The sequence below is a fragment of the Pedobacter paludis genome, assembly GCF_003173575.1.
Lineage (GTDB): Bacteria > Bacteroidota > Bacteroidia > Sphingobacteriales > Sphingobacteriaceae > Pedobacter > Pedobacter paludis.
Genome location: NZ_QGNY01000001.1, coordinates 403,242 through 416,045, shown reverse-complemented (window position 1 = coordinate 416,045; position 12,804 = coordinate 403,242). Strand labels below are relative to the sequence as shown.

Below are 12,804 nucleotides of genomic sequence, written 5' to 3'. Positions count from 1 at the left end.
AAATTGCCTTTAACCACCGATGGATCTCACTAGTAGGTTTAATTGAATTTCACTAGTTTTTAGTAGCAGATTTCGGCGCTAAACACTTGATATGGCAATTCTGCTGGCTTGAATAACTATTGATGCTGAAAATATTTTTAGTTGGCTATATATATGGTTATCATTCAGCTTTTTTTTGTGCACAATTATGGCGGTGTTTATGCAGAAACTCGGCGCATGGCCTGGCAAAGTAGCTGGTGTATTTTCGATTTTTATGTTCTGATAATAAGCGCTAGCGTCCAACGATACTTGATTAATTTTCTGGTGTTTGGGCCCGTGAAAATTATGGTTACAGGAATACTCAAAATCCAAATTGAATTTGTATTTTGAGCGTATAAAATTTAATATGAACGACTCGCTTAACGATCTCTACATTCTTTTCATCGGGACCATAGTTGCGCTGAACTCCATCTTGATTCCGGTAAGTTATCAAATCGTGTCCAGTAGCCTTAAGGATTTGTTGAACCGCGATAGCCATAAGATCCTCATCGAAGAAGAGAGTTTTTTAGGCAATCTATACGCCTCTTTCGGTTGCCTGGTTATTTTCCTGGTTCCGCTGGTCTTTGATGTTTTTCCTGTACTGGATCCAAAAATCAGCCCAAATCAGGGGCTCGTATTTTTTCAGTGGGTATTTTTAATCTTAACGCTATTATTCTTCTGCGGTTTCATGCTGGCATTTACCAGGTTGTCTTACCGGATTTATGAGTACTCTTCCAATGCCGAGGAAATAGTTTACCAGAAAGTACAAAGTCGGATTGAGAATTATCTGGAGCGCTTATGAGCAATGATGCAATTTTCATGTCTTCAATCGACACCTTGACAGTAATCATCGAGCGATCACTCGAGCGCAAGCAATATTCAAATGCTGAAAAGTACATTAAAGATTTTTTCGAGACGGTGTATACCTGTTTCAAAAAGGGAAAATATGATTTCCAAAGCGCGGAAGAAAGCGTTGGAGGCATATTTTACAGGTTAAGCATTCGCGATGATTATTACGGGTTTCTGGAAAGCAAAATTTTTGAACTCATGAATGGCTTGATCGCTAGTGAGCATTGGCCGGCCTACACGGTGGTGAGACGCTATTACCTTTATTTGCTTGAAGCGTTGATCAAGGACAGAAATGCAAAGGGCGTCAAAAATCTACTTCGTCCATTCCAGAATTTCGGAAACAGGCTCATTGCTAATGCTAAAAACCTGAATACAGTTGATTATACCTGGTTTGAGCAGACTGCTTTCCGGCCTTTCGAATACTTATACCCACTTGAGGAGGTAGATGCACAGACGGCGCAAACGATTTTGCACGACTACGTTTATCTTTTGAGAGACCTTATTGATTATCAAAGAGTAGGAACTTTCAGAATACTCATGACACATTTAAGGGAACTTCATCCATTGATTAACGTGGGTCGGTCGAGCCTAAGGTCTATACTCTTGGATCCAGATCTTGGTGATGTTTTTTTCTACCGGGAGGATCTTCTGGGAAAAAACATTTACCGGTTTGATGAAATTAAAACTACCTTTCAGGAAATTGATGATCTAATTCCAGGGTACATGCCAATGGGACTGGTAGGCCGAATTGACTTTGCTTTACTGGACAGTTATAAAAAGAACCTCATCAAGCAAGGGATTTTTGCTGCAATGGTCTATAGTTTTTTTAAAAAAGACTATGCGTTTATTTCGATTTACCTGGAACTGGCAGAAGAGCACCATTCCAGATGGGAACGGGCAACAAGAGGCCCACTTTTTCTGCCTGAAGAGGCTGGAATTATTATCGGTTTAAAAGCCCAAATCCTTTCTTTTGGCATTTTCCATGTCCGCTATCGAGGTTTTTCTCTGTATTTTGATCAGCTGGTTGCCTATTTTCTAATGATTGCCTACCGGCAACAGCGTCAGCAGGCAGTGATTGACAAGTTAAACGTCGTAAGTAAGTATTCTTTCGTAGAAACTCTCCGGGAAATCAGGCGCACTGTCGATCCTGTGATTTTTAGCGCATTGAAATATACTGAGCAGCTCAATGAAAAAGAATTTAACGAAATCATGGATGCTTATCTGACACTTGTGCCATAATCAATTACTGAACCCAAAGAACAAATTACTTTTCATGAGTGAAAAAATCATATGCGACAATTGCATCCAGGAGCGCTACCTGCGCGAAACGATCGCAAGGCTTGATGAGCAGGGTGTTTGCGATTTTTGTGGATTGTCTAGCTATTGCATAGGCCTCGATGAGCTAACTGGTCGTATCGATGAGGCATTTACGCAGCATTTTGAGCTGTCTTTCGAAGATGAGCAAGGTGAAAATCCGGGTTCCGGTACGGTAGCTATTATCATGGACATTGCCGGGATAGATGAAGTGCCAGCAAAGGCAATTAAAGATAAGCTTGAGGAAATATATTATAATTTCGATGATGCAGCTGCCGGAATCCTGGGAGAATATTCCGATGATGTTTATTACCTACCAAGAGATCCGGATGTCCGGGATTTGGAAATTGAGTGGAGGGAGTTTGAAAAAACATTAAAAACAGAGGCACGATTTTTTAACAGTACCGGACTTAACTTATTGAACTCGGTTTTCGATAGGATTGAAGAATTTAAATCAGCCGATGGATTAGCGGTTCTTCGGACAATTGGACCAGGGACAGACTTGACAAGCCTATCCAGGGCGAGGGTGTTTCAGTCTCCCTCGAAGCTTAAAAAGGCGATGGAAGAGGTTACCTCTCAACTCGGACCTCCTCCGAGCGAGTTTGCCGTTGCCGGTCGAATGAACGCGGCCGGTATTTCGGTATTTTATGGAGCCGACAGCATCGAAGGTGCAATTGCTGAGGTCAGGCCACCTATCGGCGCGCAGGTGTTGATTGGCGATTTCGTCCTGGACAGAAAGATCAATGTACTGGATCTAACGGCAATCCCGGTTATCAAAGTTTGCGGTAGCTATTTTGATGAGGTTTTCAATGATCAGAAAAGAAAATCGAAGTTTTTGCAAACTTTAGCATCACAAATGGCGCAACCCGTATTACCCGACGACCAGGCTAGCGCTTATTTGGTTACCCAGGCCATTGCAGATTTTCTAGCCTCGAAATCGCCAGTTAGTATTGATGGCATCATTTATCCGAGCGTTCAATCTAGCAATGAGTCGAAAAATATCATGCTCTTTCATAAAGCAGCCAGGGTTGATGCCGAAGAGCGTTCAAATCTGGAAATAGAGGCAGAAGTAATCGCTCGGGACGAAGATGGTTATTACCCGGATTACCAAATCATCAAAACTAAAACCATAGATAAACGCTTTCCAAGAGGTTACATTTCAGACAAAAGGCGAATTACCCTAAAGTTAAATCAGCAAAGTTTAGCAGTTTACCACCTCCGTTCGGTGGACTTTAAAATGCAGGAATTTCCGGTGAGGATCCTTGAACGCACCGAGCAGCCCCCTTCTGCAAGCGACTATGAGATGCCATTTTAGCATAAGCTCAGCAAAAAAAAGATAAGCACACATGGCTGGATTTATCATCGCTGCTCCAAGCTTTGGAGACTCATAGTTTTGCTACCTTATGGCAACTGGATTTAGTTTGCCATTCATTTTTCCTTTAAATTCAGGGGTCGTAATCCATTGCGCCATCGTTCCCTCGTCAAGTTTTCGGATCCGGTTTTTCTGCATTTCACCTGCAATGATTTGGTAAAGCACATTTGGATTTAAAAGAAAAAACCTCGAGTAATATTCTTGACTTACAGATTTATTAGGCAACATAAAAAGATCTTCTTCGATTTCTTCTTCTGGATAAAGTATATTAATGTCTTTTAATAATCCGGTTTTAAGCTCATCGTTAAATGCACCCAGACTAAACTTGAGCGAGAATTCTTCAAGACTGTTAGCAAAAAAGGAGCTTGTACTACGCGTTACCAATTTCGGACTCTTGAGCAATGGTATTTCATCATTGTTCAAGGCATGCTTTTGATTCAGTTTTTTTAATTTTTCTAAAGCGTTTTTATCCTGCGCGCTTGCCATCAAGTTATAGTTCGGTTTTTCCCAAATGATAACACCATCCCGACTAAGGGTAAATATCCTGTCATTAGCCTCACTTGTCGCCATTTTAACAAAGGTATTGTTGAATTCATTAACGCCTCCTGAGCCAATAAGATTTGAAATCAATTGCCCTTTATGATTATATATCCCAACATCTCCAGACCGTCTGGCAATCGCGAATAGCGAATCCTGCTCGAGATTGGTGATGTTATCGATGGCACTTTGGGCTGAAATTTGGATCATTCGACCAGTTGAACGGTCCATTATTTTTGCTAACCCCTTACCTGTTGTAAAAATGAGCAGATTATTGGTAATGAAACGGGCTCTGTTGTAGAAAAAGTCAGCGTCTACGGGAACGAATACCAATGAATCCGATGGATGGGGATTTCTTTGGTCAATGCTGTAGATGCTGTAGCCGCCTGCGAGTTTACTCCCGCCTGATGCGATGAAAGAGAATAGCAAGTCGTTATTCCGACAATCAACGCTGTTGATGGCATAATTCGTATCTATTTTTAATGTCTTTTTAAAACTAGCGCGATCAGTAAGATATACCGTTCCGGATTTATACCCATAAACGACACTGATTTTGCCAAATGTTTTTACCGATATCGTGTACCCCTTGAACGCCTCAGGTATCGTCTCCCTTTTAATTTGTCCGGAGCTGCCATCGATATTCAGCAGTTCGTTTTTATCGCTTCCTTCGCGTAGGATTATATGGTTTGCCGCAATACTGAGGTTGACGTATTTTTGGTCAATCCTTAAAATCTCTTTACCATGCTTACTTAACAATATCAAGGGTTTGTTTCGTTCAAGGTATGGGTAAGGCTGATAAAGCACAATATTCCCGTTATCTAAATACTTGATTTCACAGTCTGAATAGGGCAATAATTGTTCTTGATCAGTGGCTAGATCAATCAATCTGGTGCCAGATTTTGAGGAGATAGCGAGTTGCTTGCCATCTTTGGAGAGGTCCGCGTAATTGATGCGATCATACCGGTGAGAGTAGAACCAGGAATTTAGGTTAAAAGCTTTTAATAAAGATCTCGATGCCATGTTATTGGCATGAATAGATAACGAATTGAGTGCGAATGCTACTGCCATGGTTGGATCTTTTTCACAAAAAGCATAGGCGGCGTTGGCGAATGTTTGTGAACGGGCAAAATCTTTTAATATTTCAGCCTTTCTTTTTTCCGCATTTTCGCGTTGCAGGGCCTGGGAAATCTCGCGTGTAGCGGCTTCTGCCTTCTGCTGGTCTGCTTGCGCCTTTCTTTGCAATGCAATCAGACTTTCGAATAATTGCTTGAATTTACCAGCAAGTTCTTCACTCTTTATATTACACTCCCTGGAGGCGATTTGTGCAATCTGGAATTGTCTCATCGCCCCTTTAAAATTTTGGATGGCTAGAGAATCGGAGCCCGCTTTGATTGCCTTGGTGTACTTTGGACAATCTTGGGCAACAGCTACTATGCCTATAGAAAGTAAACCGAGTAAGATTAAAACCTTTTTCATTCTTTGACTAATTTTTCAAGTTCTTTGTATAATGGTTCATTGGGATAATTAGCGATGGTATCGAGCGCTTTTTGGTAGCTGTCTTTGGCATCTGCAAAACTTTCGACGTCTTTATATCCATCACCAGATTCTTTAAGCTTTTTGGCGGTATTCATTCTATCCGATCGCTCAATAGCATCAATTTTCCGCTGGTTTTCCCGGTAAAAATAGAGCGTAAATACCGCGCATATTATCGCCAGTACCGCAACAACAGACACGAGTTTGGAAAGTAGTTTGTTTTTCATGAGCGCGTTTTCTAATATTTGGTTTTTTGCTTTTTCATCAGCGAGCGCTTTCTGCTCATCAGCAAAAGCTTGTCGCTCAGCAGCTTCTTTTTTTTCCTTTTCTTCGCTAATTTTTTTCCAACTGTCATCAATTAAGGCCTGACTCGCTTTATCGATCAGTTGCCTTTTTTGCAGTGTGGGTAAAAATTGCTGCATAAACACTAGTTTTTCTTCGCTAAACAACTCGCGTATCTTCTTAGACATCGCTACTTGTCCTTTGAGCATACTGCGGATTTCAAGTTGGGCAATATCTTCTTCGCTCCTTTTTTCGGCGATCTTTTGGGCCAGGGAGTCGTGTGAAAGTTCCAGGCTAGTGCCGTCTTCAATTTCGCGTAAGATTTTTTTGCTGATAAGGGAACTGATTACCTGGTGCACTTTATCACCCAACTCTTCAAAGGCTTCGTTGAGCTTTTCCTTACTAATGGGTTCTTTAGTCCCTTCCAGGGATACAAAATAGGATAAGATTGACCATAATTGCTCCTGATCAAGTTCTACTTTGGCTCGCAGACTGGCCACTTCATCCTCCAGGAATTCGCGCAAAACATCTTCAATATTCCCAGATTTTTGAATCTCGTCTAGGGAAAAAACATAGGTCTTATCATTTGGTGAATTTGACTGAATCCGCTCGAAGAGTTCGTTTAAGTATACCTGCAAATAAGGAAGCTGAATATATAGTGAATTTTCTTTTCCTTTGACTTTATCAAATATTGACTGACATATTTCTTTAGCCTTTTCTTTAGGGATGGAGATGTTTGAGCTGTCTGCTGCCGTGGCCTTTGTGAGGATATCGTGGGTTTTAGCTATACCAATCGGTTCCAACCTGAGTTTTTTAGACATGAAATGGGGTATCTGTTTTTCGATTGGCGCTAGATGCCCTAAATATTCTTCACGAATACAAAATATCATCTTTAAAGGAATGTCGAGTTCTAGTAGCTTAATCAACTCTTCACTGAATTTTTCTTGTTCTTCAGTATTTCCAAGTATAAAAAGCTCTTCAAACTGGTCGAATATTAGATAAATAGGTTTGAAACATCCTAAAAACAATGCTTTCAAATCCTCTTCTACGAACGATTTTGGTTTGTTACTTGCTTTAGCGACTGTTGTTGGCGAATCCTTGCGAAAGTCTGAACTGATCTCTTGTTGCACCATTGCTTGATTAATTATCTGACGTAAGGAATACAAAATATTTTTATTCCACCGAACAGTCAAATCCAGCCAATCATGGGATTCAAAACGACTCGCAAGACCGCATTGAATGAGGCTTGTTTTCCCAGTTCCCGAAGCGCCATAAACTAAGACCAGATTGCTGACGAATACCATTTCATAGAGTTGATCGATCTCCTCTTTACGTCCATGAAATATAGCCTCATCTTCACGGGTATAGGCATCCAGAAACTTGAAAGGATAAGTTTTTGTTGTTTCCATCTAGATTAATGTTGATTTATCGTCGGAAAAAATTTCAAAAATCCGGTCGTGTTTGTAAAGCTTGCGTTTATCCGCATCGGTCATTTCTTCATTCAATTCTTTTATCGTTCGCTGCCTTTTGCTCCCAGAAATTTGATAAAGTTGCTCCCCTTCGATAAACTTGTAGGTTAACATATCTTGTACTTCACCCATGTGAACAAAAACATACAGCTTGGGATATTCCTCCTCTGTTAGAGAATTCAGGTCAATAACAAATGGAAAAAGATTGATTCCAAGCTGATATGTTCCTTTATAGATAATTATTGCATTAGAAGGAATAGGCTTTGATTCATAGCTTATTTTATTCGCTTTCTGCAAAGTATCGGTTTCAAGCACCGAATATTTGTGCACATAAAATTGTTGCTGTCTGTAAGCTTCCTCATAAGCGACACCATTAATCACAACCATTTTATAGTTAATCAAAAAGCCAAGGCCATCAAATACCTTAATTATGGAAGCTTCTGCGCTGGCGCAGTCAGTAAACTTGTAAAGCGCATCATTGCCGTCCGAATGGACTCCCTTCTGCTTGAGCAGCTCCAGGTTATGAAATGCTTTATCGGTATTGCCATTCGCAAAACGCATCAATTCATCCATCGCCGGTTGGATTTGATGTAATCTGCAGATATTGATCAATCCTTTAAATGTAAGATAATTTTCTTCGGCAGATCGCTCAAAAAAAGCATTATAAAATGGCTCTAAAATAGCCATTTCCTCCTGCGTAAGCTTGGTAGCATTTTTTTGCACAGCTTCGCATAAAGTTTTAATAAGTATGAAGTTAAACAGTCGAATGATCGCGTTGACGAGCTGATTGCACTGGTTTATGTATTTTTCCAACTTCACCTCACTCATCGGTTCAAAGCCAATGGCAAATAATTTTCGGAGCTGTACACGAATAATTCCGATAAAACTGTTCTCGATATGGCCTAGTGCGACTCTTCGGATTTGGTCTGCACGCTCCCAGTCCAAAGAATGTTTCTCAGCAGCTCCCCTGAAGGTTTTTATGTCTTGATTGTGAGCGGAAAGGGTATTTATAATTGCTTTAATAAGCTCAAAATTAAACACCTTTCGTCCCTGAATCATATCAAAACTGGTATGGTTGATTGCGCCAATGTTGTATATGATGTTGGCGGTTTGCAGCTGCTCAACTTTGCGCTTGCCTAATTCACTTTGCAGCGATTGGAGCGAATTTTGAATCTTTACATCCTCTCCACCGATATTTAAACTAATATGCGTATCGCCAATGGAGGTTATATTTGCAATAGAAAGCACATCATTTGTCATGTTCTGACTGCCACTGTAGTTGTTAATTACGTTGGCGACTTGCTTTTTTATGAAAAGCCCATTATTGATATTAAAGTTATTGCGGTAAGCTTCATCAATCCTGACTGGTGCATCCAAATCAAGTAGGTTTTTATGCGCCTCCCAAAGCTGAAAGTCTTCATCAAAAAAACGTCTGTTGTATCCACTCGGATGGGTGGCCAGGATAAAGTTACTCGTTGATCCGCCATCGATGAGATCGATTTCGGGCTGCTGCTTTGCATCTGATAAAGTTGCCACCCGTTCCCTTATGTACATCGCAAGCGAAAAGAGCTCGATGTCCTGATCGTTTTCTTTTAGATACTTTCCGGAAAGCCCTTCGATTATTGCAAAACTAAACAGGCTAACCGGGATGCTCAAGAGTGATAACTGCGCATGGTGTGATGCGCAAATAATCACCCGGTTGCTGCCCCTTACATCGATATCGGCTGAGCGAAGTGGCGTGTGGCTCTTTGCGAAAATCCCGGCATGACAGCAGTCCAAAAAAACGACCATCTTTCTGGTTTTAATCGCTTTAAGTTTCAGCGAAAATTCAGTTTTGCTGATCGCCGTAGCGGTGATGTTTTCATTTAGGCTATCATTGGCAATCAGGTAGCCTTCGTTCCCGATGATCACCCCATGTCCAGAAAAGAAAATAATGGTCAGATCAGCCTCTTCTTGGATAGTTTTTTCGATCAGCTCATCCAGTTTACCAAGAATGCCAACCTTGCTTGCATTAGTGTCTGAAAGCAAAGCGATGTTTTCTCGCGGAAAGTCACAGGCGGAGACCAGGGCTTTGCTGAGCTGCTTCGCATCGTTTTTCGTGACGGCCATACCTTCACTATCACCGGCACGCTGTCCTACGCCGAATAATGCTGCGTAGCTTTTTTCAACAATTAAATCCATGTTAATTTGTGGTGAGTCTGTTGCAGATCGATATCAAAAGCTCGTGGTTATCCTCGATGAACTTTTCGGCGATTTTTTCCAAGTTTTTTACGTTTTCAGCTTTCCCATTATCCATTGCCGCGGCCTGCTCTGGAAGTTCCATATCTAGCCGGATGTAGCGTTTTGCTCCGCTTCGATAATCCGGCAGAAGGTGTTGCATGTTAAAGTGCGTATTTTCGGCAACACCACGCATAAAGATGTCGGTCATTAATGGTTCAAACCAGTCTTTGTTCCGCCATTTACTTGCCTGGGTACCTTCGATGCTGCTTTTGGTATAACCGGTTCCAATGGAGAGCATGAAAAAAGGAAAATCATCATCATCTGCGCTCACGACCGGATCAAAGCCTTTAGTCCCCGAAGCGAAGGTCGCCGGGGTTAAGGCTTGTCTTTGGAGTTTCCATAGTTCTTTAGCTTCATTGTAAGCGAGTATCGCTGGATTATTGGCAAATACGCCGCCATCAATGAAAGAAACTTCGCCATTTGCTTCTGTTTCCAGTACAGAAGGTTTAAAAAATGTTGGTGCTGCTGAGGTCGATCTGGCGACGTCTTTAATCGCAAAATCTTCTGAGGGATTATTTTGGGCAAGCCTGGATGAAAAATAAAAAGGTCGTCCACGCTGGATATCGTAAGTGGTGATGATGACATTCGTCTTGGCATTGCTGAGCATTTGTTTGCCAAATCTTTCCTCCAGAATTGCTTCTATTTTGCTGTTATCGTAAGGCCGGTTGAATAAGGTGGGTGAAATCTTGCTCAATATCCCGCCCTTTCTGCCGGAGAAAATTTCGCTCCCATGTTCTAGGTATAATGATTTCATGTCCGCTGCAGAAAAGACATTTTCCCCTTCATCGTTTTCTGCAGTCAGTCCAAGGGTAATGATGCCTCCGGTGGAGGTTCCGGCAACGACATTAAAGAATTTGGAAATGGGTTTTCCGGTTTGTTCTTCTATAAATTGCATGATTCGGCATGGAATGATGCCCCTTATGCCGCCCCCATCAAGGGAGAGGATATTTAATTTTTTTGAATTCATTGAAATAGAGGTTAATTATTAGATGCTGGTGATTATAGCCAGCTTGGAACAGCAAGTTCTAATGGAGAGTCGAGCGCTTGAAATTGGTAAAACCAAAGTAATCAATTCTTTAGCAAAAATCAATACCTAAAATTTAGTATTTTTTTGGTGTTTTTCACTTTTTCAATGGATTTGATCAGCATGTTTCTAATTTTTTAAACGTACAGGGGCTGTAAAACTTTACGGAAATGCCATATTGTTTTTAGCACTGATCGTCAATGATCTTTTAATGAACTTGAAAAATAAATAACCTTAGTAGGGTGAACGGGAATACCACCGAATGCAGATTTGTTGCGTAAAGCCAAGGTTGCCAGGATGCGATTAACCGATGTCCACATCCTAATTTTTTAATAGTTACCGAGGGCTTTTATTTAACCTTAGCAGGGACGCATTAGCGCTTTCAGTTCGGCTTGTTAAGGCCCGCGTACGGCGTGCAGCAAGATGTACTTTTGTAGACAAAAACATCTTGCAAAACTTAAGTTTTGGGCCTCACTCGGAACTCGTCAGGCCTTAAAAGATGGATAAAATGAGTAGACCAAAACTTTCAGAAAAAGACCAGCTCCGAAAGCTAATCCGCGTTCGGGTGAATGACCGGGTTTATGAGCGGTTGATGAGTTTGCAAAAACAGACCGATTGCCGAAGCATTTGTGAGCTGGCGCGACGGATCCTTTCTAAAGAACGGATTACCCTGCTGCATAAAGATATCAGCATGAATGGCGTGATGGAAGAATTGGCGTTGATCCGAAAGGAATTAAAGGCGATCGGGGTCAACATCAACCAGCAGACCCATTACTTTCACCGCTCGCAGCGCGTAGCCGAGCGGGCTTTTTTCACCAAAAAAACCGAAGGGCTTTACCTGGAGGTCGATAATAGGGTTACGCTGCTACTGAAAATCGTGGACCAACTCGCGCAAAAATGGTTGCAAAAATAATAACGGGTAAATCCATTCGCGGTGCCTTGCTATATAATGAGAACAAAGTAGACAAGGGTGATGCGCAGCTGATCCTGGCCAGTGGTTTTGCAGGGGAAATAGATCGGATGAATGTTCAACAGAAACTTGGCCGCTTCAGGCACTTAACGGATTTGAATGCCCGGGCAAAAACCAATACGCTGCACATCAGTTTAAACTTTCATGCGGATGATAGCTTAAGTAATGATAAACTTCGGTTGCTAGCGTCGGGATACATGGAAGGCATCGGTTTTGGAGACCAGCCATTTTTGGTTTATCGGCATAACGACAGCGCTCATCCGCACGTACATATCATCTCGACCAACATTCAGCGGGATGGCAACAGGATAAGCCTGCATGACATTGGAAAAAATCTTTCTGAACCCACCAGGAAGGCCTTGGAAATTAAATATGATCTGGTGAAGGCCGAAGGAAGGGAAAACAGTTTAAGAGAAGCGCTTAAGCCGCTGGTGTATGGGGAGCGGCCGACCAGGCGGGCCATTAGCAACATTGTCTCCAGGGTGAGCCGGGAATACGCTTTTGGATCCTTTGCGGAATATAAGGCGGTCCTTTCCCATTTCGGGGTGCATGCCGAGCGCGGGGTGCCGGGGAGTGAGATGTTTGAGAAAAGGGGATTGCAGTATTTTGCCATGGATGCCATGGGACTACCAAGAGGCGTACCGGTGAAAGCGAGCAGCATTTATGCAAGGCCAACGATGAATAACCTGGAGAAACGGTATTTGAAAAATGTCGCTAAAAAACAGGAACATAAACCTGCATTAAAAAGAAAGCTGGATGAACTGCTGGTTAGACAACCATCCTTCGATGAACCCAGATTTCCAAGTTTATTGGGAGAAAAGTACATCTCGCCGCTCTGGCGAAAAAGTGATCAGGGAACGGTTTATGGATTGACCTATATTGACCATGAACTTAAAGTTGTGATGAATGGCAGTGAATTGGGAAAGGCCTATAGTGCAAAGGCCATTACCGCGCGTTTTGGACATGAACCTACCCGGGTATTGCGTAAGCCGGAGAAAATCAAGCTAGAGATTGCTGAATTGGAGCGGTCCATTTCGCCCACTAGCTTACCCTTACTGGAACTATTGACCAAAGCGGACAACGAGCCACTAAATAATCTCAGAAGGAAAAAACGCCGTAAAAGCAGAAGTCAGTCAAACGAAATTATCAGATAAAT

9 protein-coding genes are annotated in these 12,804 nt (G+C 41.9%); 5 read left to right on the top strand and 4 right to left on the bottom strand.

Annotated features, from left to right (window positions below):
* Positions 1-385: 385 nt before the first annotated feature.
* Genes DF947_RS01690 through DF947_RS01680 form a run of 3 tightly spaced genes read left to right on the top strand, consistent with a single transcriptional unit; the run spans position 386 to position 3,496 of the window.
* Positions 386-820 (top strand): hypothetical protein, encoded by a 435-nt coding sequence (locus DF947_RS01690; protein ID WP_109927951.1) that lies wholly within the window; start codon positions 386-388, stop codon positions 818-820.
* Positions 817-2,106, top strand: coding sequence for a hypothetical protein (locus DF947_RS01685; protein ID WP_109927950.1), 1,290 nt, complete (start codon positions 817-819; stop codon positions 2,104-2,106). The genes DF947_RS01690 and DF947_RS01685 overlap by 4 nt, the downstream gene beginning before the upstream one ends.
* A gap of 34 nt (positions 2,107-2,140) precedes the next feature.
* Complete coding sequence (locus DF947_RS01680) at positions 2,141-3,496, top strand: RES domain-containing protein (protein WP_109927949.1); 1,356 nt, start codon at positions 2,141-2,143, stop codon at positions 3,494-3,496.
* Between the two features lie 81 nt (positions 3,497-3,577).
* Here DF947_RS01680 and DF947_RS01675 read toward each other — a convergent pair whose 3' ends face one another.
* From DF947_RS01675 to DF947_RS01660, 4 genes are read right to left on the bottom strand one after another with little or no spacing between them, the layout of a single operon-like run.
* The gene (locus DF947_RS01675; protein WP_109927948.1) at positions 3,578-5,566 is read right to left on the bottom strand and encodes a hypothetical protein; all 1,989 of its coding nucleotides are present in this window, start codon (positions 5,564-5,566) and stop codon (positions 3,578-3,580) included.
* Positions 5,563-7,314: an nSTAND1 domain-containing NTPase gene (locus tag DF947_RS01670; RefSeq protein WP_109927947.1), complete on the bottom strand. Its 1,752-nt coding sequence runs from the start codon at positions 7,312-7,314 to the stop codon at positions 5,563-5,565. Before DF947_RS01670 ends, DF947_RS01675 begins: the two co-directional genes overlap by 4 nt.
* Positions 7,315-9,555, bottom strand: coding sequence for a caspase family protein (locus tag DF947_RS01665; protein ID WP_109927946.1), 2,241 nt, complete (start codon positions 9,553-9,555; stop codon positions 7,315-7,317).
* 1 nt (position 9,556) lies between these two features.
* Positions 9,557-10,621: a patatin-like phospholipase family protein gene (locus tag DF947_RS01660; RefSeq protein ID WP_109927945.1), complete on the bottom strand. Its 1,065-nt coding sequence runs from the start codon at positions 10,619-10,621 to the stop codon at positions 9,557-9,559.
* 565 nt (positions 10,622-11,186) lie between these two features.
* On the opposite strand from DF947_RS01660, the gene DF947_RS01655 reads away from it, so the two are divergent.
* Entirely contained in the window at positions 11,187-11,591 is a 405-nt protein-coding gene (locus DF947_RS01655) for a mobilization protein (protein WP_109928486.1), read from the top strand.
* Positions 11,576-12,802: a relaxase/mobilization nuclease domain-containing protein gene (locus DF947_RS01650; RefSeq protein WP_109927944.1), complete on the top strand. Its 1,227-nt coding sequence runs from the start codon at positions 11,576-11,578 to the stop codon at positions 12,800-12,802. The genes DF947_RS01655 and DF947_RS01650 overlap by 16 nt, the downstream gene beginning before the upstream one ends.
* The last annotated feature ends 2 nt before the right edge of the window (positions 12,803-12,804 follow it).

What these genes read in the sequence shown, in the direction of transcription:
- DF947_RS01680 (WP_109927949.1), top strand. Translation starts at nt 2,141, where the DNA reads ATGAGTGAAAAAATCATATGCGACAATTGCATCCAGGAGCGCTACCTG.
- DF947_RS01675 (WP_109927948.1), bottom strand. Translation starts at nt 5,566, where the DNA reads ATGAAAAAGGTTTTAATCTTACTCGGTTTACTTTCTATAGGCATAGTA.
- DF947_RS01690 (WP_109927951.1), top strand. Translation starts at nt 386, where the DNA reads ATGAACGACTCGCTTAACGATCTCTACATTCTTTTCATCGGGACCATA.
- DF947_RS01650 (WP_109927944.1), top strand. Translation starts at nt 11,576, where the DNA reads ATGGTTGCAAAAATAATAACGGGTAAATCCATTCGCGGTGCCTTGCTA.
- DF947_RS01665 (WP_109927946.1), bottom strand. Translation starts at nt 9,555, where the DNA reads ATGGATTTAATTGTTGAAAAAAGCTACGCAGCATTATTCGGCGTAGGA.
- DF947_RS01655 (WP_109928486.1), top strand. Translation starts at nt 11,187, where the DNA reads ATGAGTAGACCAAAACTTTCAGAAAAAGACCAGCTCCGAAAGCTAATC.
- DF947_RS01685 (WP_109927950.1), top strand. Translation starts at nt 817, where the DNA reads ATGAGCAATGATGCAATTTTCATGTCTTCAATCGACACCTTGACAGTA.
- DF947_RS01660 (WP_109927945.1), bottom strand. Translation starts at nt 10,621, where the DNA reads ATGAATTCAAAAAAATTAAATATCCTCTCCCTTGATGGGGGCGGCATA.
- DF947_RS01670 (WP_109927947.1), bottom strand. Translation starts at nt 7,314, where the DNA reads ATGGAAACAACAAAAACTTATCCTTTCAAGTTTCTGGATGCCTATACC.